This window comes from Polaromonas sp. P1_G2 (genome assembly GCF_056405515.1).
In genome coordinates this window covers 1-15,413 of sequence record NZ_JBFUBY010000221.1, presented here as the reverse complement: position 1 = coordinate 15,413, position 15,413 = coordinate 1, and the positions used below count along the sequence as shown (strand labels likewise).

Annotated in this window: 15 protein-coding genes, 1 tRNA gene and 1 pseudogene; 9 read left to right on the top strand and 8 right to left on the bottom strand. The window is 64.8% G+C overall.

Going from position 1 to position 15,413, the window contains the following annotated elements; all coding sequences use genetic code 11:
- Window positions 1-183: 183 nt before the first annotated feature.
- From purH to dusB, 3 genes are all read right to left on the bottom strand, one after another.
- Window positions 184-1,767: a bifunctional phosphoribosylaminoimidazolecarboxamide formyltransferase/IMP cyclohydrolase gene (purH, locus tag AC1D0P_RS19130; protein ID WP_477678201.1), complete on the bottom strand. Its 1,584-nt coding sequence runs from the start codon at window positions 1,765-1,767 to the stop codon at window positions 184-186.
- A gap of 75 nt (window positions 1,768-1,842) precedes the next feature.
- Entirely contained in the window at window positions 1,843-2,079 is a 237-nt protein-coding gene (locus AC1D0P_RS19125) for a Fis family transcriptional regulator (RefSeq protein ID WP_007864972.1), read from the bottom strand.
- Window positions 2,076-3,161 (bottom strand): tRNA dihydrouridine synthase DusB, encoded by a 1,086-nt coding sequence (gene dusB / locus AC1D0P_RS19120; RefSeq protein WP_477678200.1) that lies wholly within the window; start codon window positions 3,159-3,161, stop codon window positions 2,076-2,078. The genes AC1D0P_RS19125 and dusB overlap by 4 nt, the downstream gene beginning before the upstream one ends.
- Before the next feature lie 141 nt (window positions 3,162-3,302).
- Between dusB and AC1D0P_RS19115 the strand changes: the two genes are divergently transcribed.
- A complete protein-coding gene (locus tag AC1D0P_RS19115; protein ID WP_477678199.1) occupies window positions 3,303-3,785 on the top strand; it encodes a YqaA family protein in 483 nt (160 codons plus the stop codon).
- Between the two features lie 13 nt (window positions 3,786-3,798).
- On the opposite strand, the gene AC1D0P_RS19110 is transcribed toward AC1D0P_RS19115, so the two are convergent.
- From AC1D0P_RS19110 to ychF, 3 genes are all read right to left on the bottom strand, one after another.
- Entirely contained in the window at window positions 3,799-4,536 is a 738-nt protein-coding gene (locus AC1D0P_RS19110) for an rRNA pseudouridine synthase (protein ID WP_477678198.1), read from the bottom strand.
- A 26-nt stretch (window positions 4,537-4,562) separates the two neighbouring features.
- Window positions 4,563-4,919, bottom strand: a complete 357-nt coding sequence (locus AC1D0P_RS19105) for a RidA family protein (RefSeq protein ID WP_477678197.1) — start codon at window positions 4,917-4,919, stop codon at window positions 4,563-4,565.
- Window positions 4,920-5,034: 115 nt separating this feature from the next.
- Window positions 5,035-6,105, bottom strand: a complete 1,071-nt coding sequence (ychF, locus tag AC1D0P_RS19100) for a redox-regulated ATPase YchF (RefSeq protein WP_477678196.1) — start codon at window positions 6,103-6,105, stop codon at window positions 5,035-5,037.
- Between the two features lie 88 nt (window positions 6,106-6,193).
- On the opposite strand from ychF, the gene AC1D0P_RS19095 reads away from it, so the two are divergent.
- Window positions 6,194-8,020 (top strand): sensor domain-containing diguanylate cyclase, encoded by a 1,827-nt coding sequence (locus AC1D0P_RS19095; protein WP_477678195.1) that lies wholly within the window; start codon window positions 6,194-6,196, stop codon window positions 8,018-8,020.
- On the opposite strand, the pseudogene AC1D0P_RS19090 reads toward AC1D0P_RS19095, so the two are convergent.
- Window positions 8,005-8,743: pseudogene (locus tag AC1D0P_RS19090) on the bottom strand (MOSC domain-containing protein). The gene AC1D0P_RS19095 and the pseudogene AC1D0P_RS19090 overlap by 16 nt on opposite strands.
- A 95-nt stretch (window positions 8,744-8,838) precedes the next feature.
- Here AC1D0P_RS19090 and AC1D0P_RS19085 point away from each other — a divergent pair.
- From AC1D0P_RS19085 to AC1D0P_RS19075, 3 genes are read left to right on the top strand one after another with little or no spacing between them, the layout of a single operon-like run.
- On the top strand, window positions 8,839-9,957 hold the full coding sequence (locus tag AC1D0P_RS19085) for an FAD-dependent monooxygenase (RefSeq protein ID WP_477678194.1): 1,119 nt from the start codon (window positions 8,839-8,841) through the stop codon (window positions 9,955-9,957).
- 56 nt (window positions 9,958-10,013) lie between these two features.
- On the top strand, window positions 10,014-10,730 hold the full coding sequence (locus AC1D0P_RS19080) for a DsbC family protein (protein ID WP_477678193.1): 717 nt from the start codon (window positions 10,014-10,016) through the stop codon (window positions 10,728-10,730).
- Between the two features lie 38 nt (window positions 10,731-10,768).
- Entirely contained in the window at window positions 10,769-12,583 is a 1,815-nt protein-coding gene (locus AC1D0P_RS19075) for a M61 family metallopeptidase (RefSeq protein ID WP_477678203.1), read from the top strand.
- Between the two features lie 4 nt (window positions 12,584-12,587).
- On the opposite strand, the gene AC1D0P_RS19070 is transcribed toward AC1D0P_RS19075, so the two are convergent.
- On the bottom strand, window positions 12,588-13,409 hold the full coding sequence (locus AC1D0P_RS19070) for an enoyl-CoA hydratase-related protein (RefSeq protein ID WP_477678192.1): 822 nt from the start codon (window positions 13,407-13,409) through the stop codon (window positions 12,588-12,590).
- Window positions 13,410-13,533: 124 nt separating this feature from the next.
- Between AC1D0P_RS19070 and AC1D0P_RS19065 the strand changes: the two genes are divergently transcribed.
- The 4 genes from AC1D0P_RS19065 to AC1D0P_RS19050 form a co-directional block, all read left to right on the top strand.
- A complete protein-coding gene (locus tag AC1D0P_RS19065) occupies window positions 13,534-14,322 on the top strand; it encodes an enoyl-CoA hydratase (protein ID WP_477678191.1) in 789 nt (262 codons plus the stop codon).
- A gap of 128 nt (window positions 14,323-14,450) precedes the next feature.
- A tRNA-Met gene (locus tag AC1D0P_RS19060) sits at window positions 14,451-14,527 on the top strand.
- 139 nt (window positions 14,528-14,666) lie between these two features.
- On the top strand, window positions 14,667-15,164 hold the full coding sequence (locus AC1D0P_RS19055; RefSeq protein ID WP_477678190.1) for a hypothetical protein: 498 nt from the start codon (window positions 14,667-14,669) through the stop codon (window positions 15,162-15,164).
- Window positions 15,165-15,285: 121 nt separating this feature from the next.
- The coding region (locus AC1D0P_RS19050; protein ID WP_477678202.1) for a hypothetical protein at window positions 15,286-15,413 on the top strand (128 nt) is incomplete at its 3' end.

Below are 15,413 nucleotides of genomic sequence, written 5' to 3'. Positions count from 1 at the left end.
GGACCGAGCACCGCAGGTTGCCCGTAGCGCAGCGGAGGGACGCAGCAACCAGGGTCGCCTTTTCTTTTGCTTACTTTTCTTTTGGCGAAGCAAAAGAAAAGTAAGTTGCCGCCGGGCAACCCCCGGCCAGCAGGTCTCGGAAGCGAGCGCGCCCGCCGGAGCAAGACCCGGCGGAAGAAGACCCTAGTGCCGGAAGTGCCGAACTCCAGTCAACACCATCACCACTTCCCGCTCATCAGCAGCAGCAATCACCTCATCATCCCGCATACTCCCGCCAGGCTGAATCACGCAGGTCGCGCCGGCGTCCACCACCACATCGAGGCCGTCGCGGAAGGGGAAAAAAGCGTCGCTTGCGACCGCCGAGCCTTGCAGGGTCAAGCCGCCGTTGGCGGCCTTGATGGAGGCGATGCGGGCGGAGTCGATGCGGCTCATCTGGCCGGCACCCACGCCCAGCGTCATGCCGTCGGCGCAGAACACGATGGCGTTGGACTTGACGTATTTCGCGACCTTCCAGGCAAACAGCATGTCGTGCAGCTGCTCCTGCGTGGGCTGCAGCTTGCTGACGACTTTGAGGTCGCCGATGGCCAGCTCGTGGTTGTCGGCGGTCTGCATCAGCAGGCCCGAGCCCACGCGCTTGACGTCCATCAGGTTGCGCCCCTGTGTCCAGGCGGTGTCACCGCCGGGCGGCAGGTCGATCTGCAGGATGCGCACATTGACCTTGCTCTTGAAGACTTCCAGCGCCTCGGGCGTGAAGGCCGGCGCCATCAGCACCTCGACAAACTGTTTTGAGATTTGCTGCGCCGCGCGTTCGTCGAGCGGGCAGTTCAGGGCGATGATGCCGCCGAAGGCCGAGGTCGGGTCGGTCTTGAAGGCTTTGCCGTAAGCCTCCAGGCCGTCCTTGCCGACAGCCACGCCGCAGGGGTTGGCGTGCTTGACGATCACGCAGGCCGCGCCGTCCTTGATCAGGTCGAAGCTCTTGACGCATTCCCAGGCGGCGTCGGCGTCGGCGATGTTGTTGTACGAGAGTTCCTTGCCCTGCAGCTGCTTGGCCGTCACCAGCGAGCCGGGCGCGGGGTACAGGTCGCGGTACAGCGCGGCCTGCTGGTGCGAGTTTTCGCCGTAGCGCAGGTCCTGCACCTTGACGAAGCGGCCGTTGGCCTGGCCGGGGAACATGCCGTGGCTACCGTCGGCCTGGAGGCCGGAGAGGTAATCGCTGATGGCGCCGTCGTACTGGCTGATGCGGTTGAACGCGGCCACCGACAGGGCGAACTTGGTCTTGTCACTGAGCTTGCCACCGGCTTTCAGTTCATCGAGCACGCCCGCGTATTGCGAGGCGTCGGTCAGCACGCCGACGTCCTTCCAGTTCTTGGCGGCGGAGCGCACCATGGCCGGGCCGCCGATGTCGATGTTCTCGATCGCGTCTTCCAGCGTGCAGCCAGGCTTGGCGACGGTGGATTCAAAGGGGTAGAGATTGACCACCAGCAGGTCTATGGTGTCTATGCCGTGGGCTTTCAGCGCCGCCATGTGCTCGGGCAGGTCGCGCCGGGCCAGCAGGCCGCCGTGGATCTTGGGGTGCAGCGTCTTGACGCGGCCATCCAGCATTTCAGGAAAGCCGGTGTGGTCGGCGACCTCGGTCACCGGCAGGCCGGCGTCGGCCAGCAGCTTGGCCGTGCCGCCGGTGGACAGCAGCTTGATGCCCAGCGCGTGCAGCGCCTGCGCGAATTCGAGGATGCCGGTTTTGTCGGAAACGGAAATCAGTGCGTTCATGGTGGTGTTCTCAAAAGCCCACAAGGGAGCCGGTTCAAAAGTCCGATGGATGCCGGAAGGCCGGACGGGGAATTGTTATTTGATGAGCTTGTGCTCGACCAGCTTCTTGCGCAGGGTGTTGCGGTTCAGGCCTAGCCATTCGGCGGCGCGCGACTGGTTCTGCTCGGCATGTTGCATGACGACCTCCAGCAGCGGCTTTTCGACCACCTTGACCATCATGTCATACATGCCGTCGGGCTCGGTGCCGCGCAGGTCCTTGAAATAGCCTTCCAGGCTGGTGCGTACGCACTCTTCGATGTGTTTTTTGCTCATGCAGCAGCTTCTTCCTGATTTTCCTGATTTTTATCTTTGTTCGCCCGTGCCTGCCCCGGCACGCCCTCTTCGTCTTCGCCGGCACTGGCCGGAATCCGGTCCATGTGCTCGCCCAGCCCCTCAAAAAAACCACTGACCGCGCGCAGTTGCGCTTCGCAGTCTTCCAGCAGGTTCATCCGCGCGCGAAAGGCCTCGCCGCCGGGCAAGGTCTTCACATACCAGCCGATGTGCTTGCGCGCCGTGCGCACACCGGTGAACTCACCGTACAAGTCGTAATGGTCGCGCAAGTGGTCGACCAGCAGGCGCTCGACCTCGGCCACCAGAGGCGGCGCAAGATGCGTGCCTGTGGCCAGGAAATGCGCCACCTCGCGGAAAATCCAGGGCCGGCCCTGGGCCGCGCGGCCGATCATCACGGCGTCGGCGCCGGTGTAAGCCAGCACGTCGCGGGCTTTCTCGGGGCTGCCGATGTCGCCGTTGGCCACCACCGGAATGCGCAGGGCGGCCTTGACGGCGGCGATGGTGTCGTATTCGGCGGCGCCTTTGTAGCCCTGCTCGCGCGTGCGGCCGTGCACGGTGACCATCTGCACGCCGGCGCTTTCGGCGGCGCGTGCGATCGCCAGCGCGTTCTTTTCGGCCTGGCACCAGCCGGTGCGCATCTTGAGCGTGACGGGGACATTGCGCGGCGCGCATGCGGCGACCACGGCCTCCACGATCTGCAGCGCCAGGGTTTCATCCTGCATCAATGCCGAGCCGGCCCATTTGTTGCAGACCTTCTTGGCGGGGCAGCCCATGTTGATATCGATGATCTGCGCGCCGCGGTCTATGTTGTAGGCCGCAGCCTCGGCCATCATCTGCGCGTCGGTGCCGGCGATCTGCACGGCGATGGGCGCGGCCTCGCCTTCATGGTTGGCGCGGCGCGAAGTCTTCAGGCTGTCCCACAGGTCCTTGCGCGAAGTCACCATCTCGCTGACAGCGTATCCCGCGCCCAGCTTTTTGCTGAGCTGGCGGAACGGCCGATCCGTCACGCCGGCCATGGGCGCGACAAACAGATTGTTTGCCAGAGCGTAGGGGCCGATGTTCATGGGAAGGGTGACTGGGGCTTGCTGAAAAAGGAGGCACGATTGTACCTGCCCAAAATTTCAGCAATTGAAATCCGCACACGGACTTGTAAGCATCTTGCTGACAAGTCCGGCGGCCCGTCCTGCCTATACTCGAATGCATATATGGAAGCCTGGATTCACCGCCTGATAGAACTTTTGGCCTTGCCCGAATACGGCCTGAGCACGGTGTTCGTGGTGTCTTTCATTTCGGCTACCTTGCTGCCGCTGGGGTCTGAGCCCGTGGTCTTCGGCCTGGTCAAACTCAACCCGGCGATGTTCTGGCCGGCCGTGCTGGTCGCCACCGCGGGCAACACGCTGGGCGGCGCGCTCGACTGGTGGATGGGCTACGGCGCCCACAAGGTAGTGGACAAGTACCAGCATTCTTCACACCACGGCCGTGCTGTGCGCTGGCTGGAAAAGCTGGGGCCCAAAGCCTGCCTGCTGGCCTGGCTGCCGGTGGTGGGCGACCCGCTGTGCGCGGTGGCGGGCTGGCTCAAGTTCCCGTTCTGGCCCTGCCTGGCCTACATGGCGGTCGGCAAATTCGCGCGTTATTTTTTGATGACGGGCAGCCTGATCTGGGCATTTCCCGGCGTCGTGACCGGCTAGAAAACCAGAAGGATCAGAAGCGTTCGTGCGGCAGCAGGTAACGCCACTGGCCGGGCTGCAACTGGCTCATCGCAACGCGGCCTATGCGCAACCGCTTCATGCCTTGCACCGTGAGGCCCACGCTCTCGCACATATAGGCGATCTGCCCCGGCACTTCGCCCTTAAGGGCAAAACGCAAACGCGTTTCGCTTTGCCAGCTGACCTTGGCCGGCGGCAGCAACACGCCCTTGAAGGTGAAGCCGTGGTCCACGCGGTTGAGCCGCTCCAGCCCGCCGGGCTTGATGTCGCCGCTGACGTCGACGACGACCTCATGCTCCATCACACGCGCATCTTCACGCAGCTTGCGCGTCACGCGCCAGTCCTGTGTCAGCACCACCAGGCCGCTGGCCGGCGTGGCCAGCGGCGTCACCAGTTCCACGGACGAGAAATGTTTTTTGAGCGGGCGTATGCCGGAGCTGTCGCCGGGTGAGCGCGTGGCGGCCGACAGCAAGGGGGCCAGGGAGGCCGCCCGACCGTCCGGTCCGGCCTCATAACCCGCGGGCTTGTGCAGCAGCAAAGTCACCGGCACCAGCGCCAGCAGGCTGGCATCCTTGTCGACGGTGATGGCCTGGTCGAGCACGCGGAACTGCGGCTCTTCAATCACCACGCCGTCGACGCTGACCCAGCCGCCCTCGATGTATTGCTCGGCCTCGCGGCGCGAGCAGGACAGCATTTCGGCCAGGCGCTTGGCGAGGCGAACGGGTTCTGTCATCGCGGCGGGCCGGCGTTAAGGAGCGATCAGCCCTGCGCCGCCACCACGCCGATTTCCACGTGGTACTTGGCAGCCGCCAGGCGCGGGCTCATGACCGTGGCACGCGCCGGCGTGGCGCCGGGCACCACCCAGGCTTCCCAGGCGCGGTTCATGTCGGCAAAGCTGTCCATATCGGTCAGCCAGATGGTGGCGCTCAGCAGGCGCGACTTGTCGCTGCCGGCGGCGGCCAGCAAACGGTCGATATTGGCCAGGATGCTGCGGGTCTCTTCGTACACGCCGGCGCCGGCGTCATCGTCGGCCACCTGGCCTGCCAGGTAAACGGTTTTGTTGTGGACGACGGCCTGGGACATGCGTGGGCCGGTTTCGATGCGCTGGATGGACATGGTGTTCYCTTTCAAAACGTGTGTGTGTTAACGGGGACGAGATCTCAAACAGTCGCAGCCCATGGTGCGCGGGCCTGACCCGGGAAGCCCGGGACGAGCCGGGGTGCGCCGTAACTCAGCTGCTGAACAGGAAGTTCATCACGTCGCCATCCTTGACGACGTATTCCTTGCCTTCGCTGCGCATCTTGCCGGCATCCTTGGCGCCCTGCTCACCCTTGTAGCTGATGTAGTCGGCGAAGGCGATGGTCTGGGCGCGGATGTAGCCTTTTTCGAAGTCGGTGTGGATCACGCCGGCCGCCTGCGGGCCGGTGTCGCCCACATGGATGGTCCAGGCGCGCACTTCCTTGACGCCCGCGGTGAAATAGGTCTGCAAGCCCAGCAGCTTGTAGGCCGCCAGGATCAGGCGGTTCAGCCCCGGGAGGAACATCTWCTTGTCTTCCTCTTCCATGTCGGCCATCTCGGCCTCCATCTTGGCGCAGATCGCGACCACCGGCGCCTTCTGGGCGTCGGCGTAGGCTTTCAGGCGGTCCAGCAGCGGGTTGTTGTCGAAGCCGTCTTCAGCCACGTTGGCCACGAACATGGCGGGCTTGGCGGTGATCAGGAAAAACTGCGTCAGCAGCGGCAGCTCTTCCTTGCTGAACTCCAGGGTGCGCACCGGCTTGCCCTCGTTGAGGGCGGCCTGGCATTTCTCGAGGATGACGACCAGCTTGGCCGATTCCTTGTCGCCCGAGCGCGCCGTCTTGGTCACGCGGTGCAGGGCTTTTTCGACGGCGGCCAGGTCGGCCAGGCAAAGTTCGGTCTGGATCACCTCGATGTCGGAGATCGGATCCACCTTGCCGGCGACGTGGATCACGTTGTCGTCTTCAAAACAACGCACCACGTTGATCGTGGCGTCGGTTTCGCGGATGTGGGCGAGGAATTTGTTGCCCAGGCCTTCGCCCGTGCTGGCGCCCGCCACCAGGCCGGCGATGTCCACAAACTCGACGATGGCCGGAACAATGCGTTCGGGCTTGACGATCTCCGCCAATTGGGCCAACCTCGGATCGGGCACTTCAACGATGCCGACATTCGGCTCAATCGTGCAAAAGGGGTAGTTCTCGGCCGCGATCCCCGCTTTGGTCAGCGCATTAAAAAGGGTGGATTTTCCGACGTTAGGCAAGCCTACAATGCCGCACTTCAAACTCATGAGAAACCTTCAAAAACAGGCTGAGAAGTGTATTCGATGCGCGCCCGGCCGGGGTTGGGAGACTTTGCGGCAGGTATTCGCCACCCTTTTGCTGGGCGGGTCTTTGCTGTTGCAGGCCGGGCCGGCGCAGACCCAGCCGGTCCTCGCGCTGAACGACGCCAATCCCGTCACGGACGCGCAGGCCGGCGCCCACAGCTGGATAGACACGGAAGGCCAGGCCGGCATTGAGCAGGTAGTGGCCGGCAAGGGCGGCCCGGCCTTCACGCCCGTTGCGGCCGACACCATTTATTCACTCGGTCCGCGCGCGGCGCTGTGGCTGCACTACCGAGTCGCCAAATCATCGGGCTCGCGCCAGGACTGGCTGCTGGCATTTCCCCTGCCCCTGCTGGACCTGGCGACGGTGTACCAGCGCACGGCCGCAGGCGCCTGGACCTCCCAGACCGCCGGGGACACCGTGGCGGTTTCCAGCTGGCCCGAACCCGGACGCTACGGGCAATTCGAACTCAAGCTGCCGGACAACGGCGTGCACGACGTCTATGTGCGCATACAGCACCAGACGGAAGTCAGCATTCCGGTGCGGATCAGCACCCGCAACTACCAGGCGCAGCGCCTGCAACTGGAATACCTGGCCATCGGCGTGGTGTTCGGCGCGCTGGTGCTGCTGATCATTGCCTGCGTCGTCCAGAGCTGGGTCTACCGCGACCGGGCCTACGGCTGGTATTCCGTGTACGCGGTCATCATGGCCCTCGTCGTGGCGGCGTGGACGGGTGTTGCGGGGCATTTTCTCTGGGGCGGTTTCAGCACCTGGAACAACATGGCCCAGGGCTTCCTGGCCATTCTGGGCGGCGGCTCGGCGCTGCTGGTGGTGCATCACCTCTGCGGTACCGGTTCACGCCACAAGTGGTTTGAGCGGCTCGCCTACCGGGCCGGCATGGCCGGGGTGCCGCTGGCGGTGGCTTATCTTTTTATGGAGCGCGGCCCGGGCGTGGCACTTCTCGGCGCTTACCTGGTTGTCGTTGTCGCGCTGGGAACCAGCCGGGCCTACATGACGTGGCGCCGCCAGGACGTCGTGGGTTTCTGGGTGCTGGCGGCTTTCTCTCCGCTGGGACTCGTCACGCTCCTCATCGTCACCAGCATCCTCGGCCTTTTTTCCATATCGTGGCTGTATCACTACGGCCTGATGGCGGCGCTGACCATTGAGGTGCCGCTGCTGCTGGTCGCGCTGAACACGCGTTCACACGAGCGCCACGCGGTGGAAGCGCGCGAGCAAGCCATGTCCAGCCAGGACGCCCTCACCGGCCTTCTCGCCGCGCACCTTTTCCACGACCGCTTCAAGCAGGTGGTGGGCCGGGCGCAACGCCACAAAGAGCCCGCCGCCGTGGTGTACATCGAACTGGTCAACTACCGCTATATCAAGAAAACCTGGGGCACGGCGGTGGCCGAGCAAAGCCTGCTGCGAAGCGTCATCAAGCTGCGCCGGCTGCTGCGCGATGTCAACACCGTGGGGCGTATCGATGAAGCGCGTTTTGGCCTGATTCTTGAGGGTGTTTCGTCACGCGCACCCGTCACGGACCTGTCGGCGCGCCTGATCGCGGCGGGGCTCATGCCGCTCAAGGGCCTCAAGCCGGAGGTGGTTTTGCAGTTCCATGTCGCGGGCGTGGTGCTGAGCGAGCGCCTTGGCAGCCACGAAGAAATTTCCACGGCCCTGGCCGACCTGCTGCACAGCATGGCCGCACGCACCCGCCGGCCCATCCGCTTTCTCGAGCCGGAGTCGACACACCCCATGCCCCTGGACACGGAATCAACGCTGGACGGCCTCTCCAGCGGCCCGCAGGCGCCACAGGCACTCCATGCGCCGGTGCAGGCGCACACCCCGCCGCCGCTGCGGGCGGTCAAAAGTCATTCAAACCGGTAGTTGGTGCCGACGGCCTGGCCCACCTTGAGCTGGTGGTCCACGCCGGCCAGCACGATGGCGTTCATGCCGAAGGTCAGCGCGCCGTTCACGCGCGGATCCTGCCGGTAGGTCTGCAGCATGTCATTCACCTCAGGGCTGCTGGTCGCGGTGGCCGGGTCGATGTTGGGGATCGGGCAACGCGGGCAGGGTTTGACCGGCTTGAGCTGCGCGGGGCCCTGCTCCGTGGTGATCTGCAGCAGGTCGACGCGGTCCTCGTCATGCGGCGCCAGGCCTTCGGCTCCCGGCGCGTCGCCCAGCACGAGGTTGGGGCGAAAACGCTCCATGCCCACCGGGGCCGCACCCGCGGCCGCCAGTTTTTCATTGAATTGCGCCAGCGAGGCTTCGCTGAGCACCAGCAGCGAATAACCGTCGCTGAACGTCCAGGGCGATGTGCAGGGCCAGCATGCCGGGGGCGCGCAGGATCATGTCGTGGTGCCTGAGCTGCGGCTTGATCAGCGCCATGCGCGGCAATTCGCGCTGCGTGAGGAAACAGCCCTTGTCGTCCACCACCATCCAGGCGCGGTCGAATTCCAGCCCCGTCTCGGTCAGCAGGGCCTCCTGCACCTGCACGCCGGCGCAGGATTTGACCGGATACACATACAGGCGCGAGATCACCGCGTTGAGGTCGAAAGAGCTGCCGGCCGTTTCGGCGGCTGCGGGGATGTCGTTCAATGCGTGGCTCACGTCGTCAAATCCTTGTGAATGCGGGAAAGCGCGGGAAAACATGGAAAAAGGGCCGGCCCGAAACGCCGATTTTGCACTGCCTTCTAGAATGAGGCATGTCCAAGACCTTTGATGTCTGTATTCGCGGCGACGGCGTGGTGGGCCGCACGCTGGCCCTGCTGCTGGCGCGCGAACGCCTGCGCGTGGCGCTGGTCACCCGCCCCGAAAAAGCCGCGGGCGCGCAAGCCGCCGATGTGCGCGCCTATGCGCTGAACAGCGCATCGCGCGGCGTGCTGGAGGCCCTGCGCGCCTGGCCTGAGCCGACCTTCGCCACACCCGTGCTCGAAATGCAGGTCTGGGGCGACGGCGGCGGCAAACTCGATTTCACCGCCCGCAGCGTGGGCCAGGAGGCGCTGGCCTGGATCGTCGACGTCCCCGCGCTGGAGCAGCAGCTGGCCCAGGCGGTGCGCTACCAGCCGCAAATTGAAACCGTGACCGAGCCGGCCAAGGCCGCGCTCCAGGTGATCTGCGAAGGCCGGGCAAGCGCCAGCCGCGACGAGCTAGGGCAACAGCGACCGGTCAATTGGACGGTCAAGCCTTATCCGCAGAAAGCCATTGCCGCCCGCCTGGAATTGGAAAATCCCCACGGCGGCGTGGCGCGCCAGTGGTTTGCGGGCGGCGACATCCTGGCCCTCCTGCCTTTATCCGGCGCCCAGGGGAACTTGGCGGCGCTGGTATGGTCAGTCTCTGTGGAACGCGCCGGCGCGCTGGAGAAACTGCCGCCTGAAGAGTTTTGCAAGGCCCTGCAAGCCGTGTGCGGCCAGGAAACCGGCGGCCTGCGGCTGGCCAGCGAGCGGGCGAGTTGGCCGCTGGCCTTGTCCGGCGCCGGCCATTGGGTGGGTCCGGGCTGGGCCCTGGCGGGCGATGCGGCGCACACGGTGCACCCGCTGGCGGGCCAGGGCCTGAACCTGGGCCTGGCCGATGCGGCCTGCCTGGCCGGTGTGCTGGCGCAGCGCGAGTACTGGCGCGGGCTGGGCGACGAAAAACTGCTGCGCCGCTACGAAAGGGCCCGCAAGGCCGACGTCGCGGCCATGGGCGCGGTGACCGACGGCTTGCACGGGCTGTTCGCGCAGACCGACGGGCGCTGGCAGGCTTTGCGCAATTGGGGTATGAAGGGCTTTGAACGCAGCGGTTTCCTGAAAAACTGGCTGACGCGGCAAGCCGCGGGTTTGTGAATAATTGAGTTTGTGAAATGGGCCGGCCGAAAAATGCCGAAACACCGGGAATAACCATGAGATTTCTGAAAGCTGTCACCGTCCTGGGCCTGCTGGCCTGCAGCCTGGGTTCCGCGTTCGCGCAGGAAGCCGCGATTCGCAAAAACCTGGCGGAAAGAATGCCCGCTTTCGCCAAGATCGATGAGGTCAGCAAGACGCCCATCAACGGCCTCTACGAAATCCGCGTCAACGAGAGCGATATTTTTTACACCGACGCCGAAGGCAACTTCCTGATCCAGGGCAACCTGATCGACGTGCGGGCCAAACGCAACCTCACCGAAGAGCGCGTGGAAAAACTCAGCGCCATCGACTTTTCCGCCCTGCCCGTCAAGGATGCCTTCACCGTCGTGCGCGGCAACGGCAAGCGCAAGCTGGCGGTGTTTGAGGACCCCAATTGCGGTTATTGCAAACGCTTCGAACGCGACCTGCAAAAAGTCAACGACGTCACGGTGTACATGTTTCTCTTCCCCATCCTGAGCGCGGACTCCACCGACAAAGCCAAAAACATCTGGTGTGCCAAGGACCAGGGCAAAGCCTGGCTTGACCTGATGGTGCGCGACCAGGCGGTCGCCAAGGGCAGCTGCGACACCTCGGTACTGGACCGCAACCTGGCCCTGGGCAAGAAACACAAGATCACCGGCACGCCCACGCTGTTTTTTGAAGACGGCACCCGCATCCCCGGCGCGATCAACGCGCAGCAGGTCGAACAGCAACTGGCCGCCGCCAAGCGCTAAAACGGCCGGGCCCGGACCTGGGGTATTCTGTGCGCAAGATGCCAGGCCCCACACGAAACACCCGCCCCCCTGTCCACTACCGCGTCGAAATCGGCGATCTTCACGCCCATCTCTTTCGCGTCACCCTCACCATCGCCCAGCCCGACGCGCTGCAGCGGGTTTCCCTGCCCGTCTGGATTCCCGGCAGCTACCTGGTGCGGGAATTCTCCAAAAACCTGCAAAAGCTCGAGGCCCGGCAGGCCGTGGGCATGCCGCTGTCCGTGGAGCAACTCGACAAATGCACCTGGCAGGTTCAATGCTCGCCGGCCAGGCCGCTGGTGCTGCGCTACGAGGTGTATGCCAACGACAACTCGGTGCGCACCGCCTGGCTTGATGCGCACCGGGGGTTTTTCAACGGCACCAGCCTGTGCTTGAAGGTGCAGGGCCGTGAAAAGGCGGAGCATGTGCTCGAGGTTCCCGCGCCCAAGGCTCTCAAAGGCTGGTCGCTGGCCACCGGCTTGGCGGCGCGCGAAACCAGCAAACAGGGCTTCGGCAGCTACGTGGCGGCCGACTACGACGAACTCGTCGATTGCCCGGTGGAAATGGGCACTTTCTGGAGCGGCAGCTTCACGGTGCGCGGCGTGCCGCATCGCGTGGTGGTGGCGGGCGCCGCGGCCGGCTTCGACGGCGACAGGCTGCTGGCCGATACGCACAAAATTTGCGAGGCCGAAATCCGCTTCTGGCACGGCGCCAGAAAACCACCCTTCCAGAATTACCTGTTCATGCTCAATGCCGTCGACGACGGTTACGGCGGGCTGGAGCACCGCAACTCCACTGCGCTGATTTGCAAGCGCCAGGACCTGCCGCGCGTGGGCGAGCCCCGCTGCACCGAGGGCTACACCACCCTGCGCGGGCTGATCAGCCACGAATATTTCCACACCTGGAATGTCAAACGCCTGCGCCCCGCGGAATTTGAAAGTTACGACTACTCCAGCGAGAACTACACCCGCATGCTGTGGTTTTTCGAGGGTTTCACCAGCTACTACGACGACCTCCTGCTGCGCCGCGCCGGGCTGCTGGACAACGCCGGCTACCTCAAGCTGCTCAACAAGACCATCAACCAGGTCATGCAAACCCCGGGGCGCCTGGTCCAGTCGGTGGCCGAGGCCAGCTTTGATGCCTGGGTGAAGTATTACCGCCAGGATGAAAACACGCCCAACGCCACCGTGAGCTACTACACCAAGGGTTCACTGGTGGCGCTGTGCTTTGACCTCACGCTGCGCACGGAAGCCAGGGAACACCGCCGCGCCAAAGCCGGCACGCTGGACGACGTGATGCGCGCCCTCTGGCTGCGCTGTAAGGCCGGCCCCATGCGCGAGGCCGATTTCGCGGAAGAGCTCGCGGCGGCCGGGCACAGGCCCTACGCGGCGGAACTCGCCCGCTGGGTGCATGGCCGGGACGAGCTGCCGCTCAAGGCGCTGCTGCAGCACCATGGTGTGGCGGTGCTGGAAGAGCCCGCGCAACTGGCCCACCGGCTGGGCCTGCGCGTGGGCGAAAGCCAGGGCAGCGTGCAGGTCAAAACCGTCTTGCGCGGCGGTGTCGCCGAGCGCGCCGGCTTCGCGGCCGGTGATGAATGGCTGGGACTGGAACCCGCCACGAAAGCCGCGGCACGGGGCACGGGCGGCGGCTGGCGCATGAGCCGGCTCGACGACCTGACGCACTACGCCGGTGACGCCAAAAAAGTCATCGCCCTGGTGTCGCGCGACAAACGACTGATGCGGCTGGAACTCGCCATGCCGCCCGCGCTGACCACCTGGCGCCTGGCGGTGCAGGATGCCGCGCTGATGGACCACTGGCTCGGCCCCCAGGCCTGACGGCTTATTCCCCCTTGAAAGCCGCCGGTCGTTTTTCCAGGAAGGCAGCCACTCCCTCAAAGTAGTCGTGCGTGCGGCCCAGGACTGACTGCATGTCGCGTTCGGCATCGAGCTGCTGGTGCAGCGTGCGGGTCACGCCCTCGCGCATCAGCTGCCGTGTCGCCACTAGGGCCTGCGTCGGCAGCGCGGCCAGCCGCTGCGCCAGGGCCATGGCGGCGGCCACCGGCTCGTCCGCCACGTCCCAGATCAGGCCCCATTCCTTTGCCTCCGCCGCGGGTAATTTGTCGCCCGTGAGTGCCAGGCCCATGGCGCGGGCCAGGCCCAGCTTTTGCACCAGCAGCCAGCTGCTGCCGGCATCGGGCACCAGGCCTATCTTGCTGAAGGCCTGGATAAAACTGGCGCCGGGCGCGGCCACCGCCATATCGCAGCTCATCGCCAGCGAGGCGCCTGCGCCCGCAGCCACGCCGTTGACGGCAGCCACCGTGGGCATGCGCAGCTGCAGCAAACGGCGCGCCGTGGGATTGAAGGCCTGGTCGATCAGCGGGCCCGGGTCGGCGCGCTCGACCAGGTCGGGGCCAGGCGAAAAATCAAATTCCGAGAGGTCGGCGCCGGCGCAGAATCCCCGGCCGGCGCCGGTGACCACCAGGGCCCGAACCTGCGCGTCTGCTTCTGCCCGGTCCAGCGCGGCCCACAGCTCGCGGTGCATCTGGCGGGTGAAACTGTTGAGCGCCTGCGGCCGGTTGAGCGTGATGAGGGCCACGCTGCCTTCCGTGGCGTACAAAACAGTGGCGTCGCCGGTGCCGGCGAGGGAAGCGGAATCGGTCATGGCGGGGGTGTCTCCTGCCTCGAATCTAGCACCTGCGGCGCTGCCGGGCGGAGCCGGCTCATGGCATCATTACCCCAGGCATTTCCCCAGCTTCTCCCGTATTTCCCGCCAAAGGACTTCTTCCATGAGCTACGAAACCATTGAAATCCGCACCGAAGGCCCGGACGGCCGCAAGGTGGGCATCGTCACGCTGAACCGGCCCAAGCAGCTCAACGCCCTGAACGACCAGCTGATGGACGAGCTGGGCCTGGCGCTCAAGGGCTTCGACGCCGATGACGGCATAGGCTGCATGATCCTGACCGGCAGCGAAAAAGCCTTCGCAGCCGGCGCCGACATAGGCGCGATGGCAAGCTATACATTTGCCGACGTCTACAACAAGGACTACATCAGCCGCAACTGGGAACAGATCCGCAGTGTGCGCAAACCGGTGATCGCTGCCGTCAGCGGCTTCGCCCTGGGCGGCGGTTGCGAACTGGCCATGATGTGCGATTTCATCATCGCCGCCGACAACGCGCGTTTCGGCCAGCCCGAGATCAAGCTGGGCATCATCCCCGGCGCCGGCGGCACGCAACGCCTGCCGCGCGCGGTAGGCAAGTCCAAGGCCATGGACATGGCCCTGACCGGCCGCATGATGGATGCCCAGGAGGCCGAGCGTTCGGGCCTGGTCAGCCGCGTAGTGCCGCTGGACAAGCTGATGGACGAAGCCCTGGGCGCCGCGCTGATGATCTGCGGTTTCGGCCAGCCCAGCGTCATGGCAGCCAAGGAAGCCGTGAACCGGGCGTTTGAAAGCGGGCTCAGCGACGGCGTGATGTTCGAGCGGCGCCTGTTCCATTCACTGTTTTCCACCGAAGACCAGAAAGAAGGCATGGACGCCTTCGTGAACAAACGAAAGCCAGTGTTCACTCACCGTTAAAAGTAGGCCAGAAAACCAAGCAGAAGCCGCGGAACCGGCTTTGCCGGGCCGCAGGCGGGCGGCCCCCTCGGGGGGCAGCGAACCACGCGTAGCGGGGAGCGTGGGGGTGATATATAATCTTGGGTTTCGGTCGTATAGCTCAGTTGGTTAGAGCGCAGCATTCATAATGCTGATGTCGGTGGTTCAAGTCCACCTACGACCACCAAGAATGCTTTCAAAGCCCCAGAGGGTCCCCTCCCCTGGGGCTTTGTTCTTTGTGTTCTGGGCCTTTGCGGGTTCTTTTTGGCGCGATCCGGCCATTCTTTGCTATCCTTTTGATATTCAACAGCCTCTGGACACATACCATGAACCGCTGCAACTTCCGTCTGACTCCCTTCCTCGCGGCACTGGCCGCCTCTGCCGGCGTGCTGGGCCTGCCCGCCCTGGCCCAGACCGACCAGAACAGCCAGGCCGTCCAGGCCACTTCATCCACCGAAGCAACCAAGCCCAACGTCAGGCAGTTCCCGGCCAAGGCCGTCCGGGGCGAAATGGTGGTGCTGGCGCCACCGGTGATTTCCATGGACGGCAAGCGGGAACGGCTCTCGGTCGGCGCGCGCATACGCGACGCCAACAACCAGTTCACGCTGTCCGCTCCGCTGCTGAACAAGCCCGTGCTGGTGAACTACGTGCGCGACAACACCGGCCTGGTGCATGAAGTCTGGATCCTCAGCGCGGAAGAGGCCAAGGAAAAGCGGCCGGGCGGCACCGCCACGCTGTTCAACTTCACCACCGACAGCGCCTCCAAGGCGCCTGTGGACAACGGCAAGACGCCGTACCACCAGTTGCCCGCCTACCAGCGCTGATTTGCCGCGCCGGGGCATCCCCGGCCCGCATCCGCATTTCGCCCTCCCGGCGGAGTCCGGCAAGCATCCATACAACAGCGACTCCAGTGGCCAATCGCTAATCGCTAACCGCCAGCAGATCATGAGTAAAAAAGTCTTTATCAAAACCTTTGGTTGCCAGATGAACGAGTACGACTCGGACAAGATGTCCGACGTGCTCCACGCGGCCGAGGGCTACGAGCCCACGCAGGACATGGAACAGGCCGACCT

What these genes read in the sequence shown, in the direction of transcription:
- dusB (WP_477678200.1), bottom strand. Translation starts at nt 3,161, where the DNA reads ATGAACATCGGCCCCTACGCTCTGGCAAACAATCTGTTTGTCGCGCCC.
- AC1D0P_RS19075 (WP_477678203.1), top strand. Translation starts at nt 10,769, where the DNA reads ATGCCAGGCCCCACACGAAACACCCGCCCCCCTGTCCACTACCGCGTC.
- AC1D0P_RS19085 (WP_477678194.1), top strand. Translation starts at nt 8,839, where the DNA reads ATGTCCAAGACCTTTGATGTCTGTATTCGCGGCGACGGCGTGGTGGGC.
- AC1D0P_RS19080 (WP_477678193.1), top strand. Translation starts at nt 10,014, where the DNA reads ATGAGATTTCTGAAAGCTGTCACCGTCCTGGGCCTGCTGGCCTGCAGC.
- AC1D0P_RS19110 (WP_477678198.1), bottom strand. Translation starts at nt 4,536, where the DNA reads ATGACAGAACCCGTTCGCCTCGCCAAGCGCCTGGCCGAAATGCTGTCC.
- AC1D0P_RS19070 (WP_477678192.1), bottom strand. Translation starts at nt 13,409, where the DNA reads ATGACCGATTCCGCTTCCCTCGCCGGCACCGGCGACGCCACTGTTTTG.
- AC1D0P_RS19065 (WP_477678191.1), top strand. Translation starts at nt 13,534, where the DNA reads ATGAGCTACGAAACCATTGAAATCCGCACCGAAGGCCCGGACGGCCGC.
- AC1D0P_RS19055 (WP_477678190.1), top strand. Translation starts at nt 14,667, where the DNA reads ATGAACCGCTGCAACTTCCGTCTGACTCCCTTCCTCGCGGCACTGGCC.
- AC1D0P_RS19115 (WP_477678199.1), top strand. Translation starts at nt 3,303, where the DNA reads ATGGAAGCCTGGATTCACCGCCTGATAGAACTTTTGGCCTTGCCCGAA.
- AC1D0P_RS19125 (WP_007864972.1), bottom strand. Translation starts at nt 2,079, where the DNA reads ATGAGCAAAAAACACATCGAAGAGTGCGTACGCACCAGCCTGGAAGGC.
- AC1D0P_RS19105 (WP_477678197.1), bottom strand. Translation starts at nt 4,919, where the DNA reads ATGTCCATCCAGCGCATCGAAACCGGCCCACGCATGTCCCAGGCCGTC.
- purH (WP_477678201.1), bottom strand. Translation starts at nt 1,767, where the DNA reads ATGAACGCACTGATTTCCGTTTCCGACAAAACCGGCATCCTCGAATTC.